The 338-nt window shown below is 70.7% G+C and carries 1 pseudogene; it reads left to right on the forward strand.

What is annotated here, in order from left to right:
- Positions 1-338, forward strand: a pseudogene (locus HX774_RS19520) (hypothetical protein); the annotation flags it as partial.

Raw genomic sequence — 338 nt, forward strand, 5'->3', positions numbered from 1 at the left:
GGGCGGGTCTGGCGGCGGCGGCGGCAAGGCCGGGGTCGTGGATCTGGACCTTACCTTCTCCGAGGTTCTCGACGGTCTGGAAGTGGCGATCTTGACCGAAGGCATGATGGCCAACGGCCTGGTGGCCCAGTCCATCGGCGGCGGCGGCGGCGCCGGCGGCTTTAATGTTGTCGGCGGCATCGCCGGGGCCGGTTACGGCTCGGGCACGATCAATGTCGGCATCGGCGGTTCTGGCGGTGCAGGCGGTGACGCCGACACTGTGGACGTGGATCTGACGGGCGCCGTCGTCACCAAGGGCCAGGGCTCGACCGGCGTCACGGCCCAGTCGGTCGGCGGCG

This window comes from Brevundimonas sp. P7753 (genome assembly GCF_013386595.1).
GTDB classification, from domain to species: domain Bacteria; phylum Pseudomonadota; class Alphaproteobacteria; order Caulobacterales; family Caulobacteraceae; genus Brevundimonas; species Brevundimonas bullata.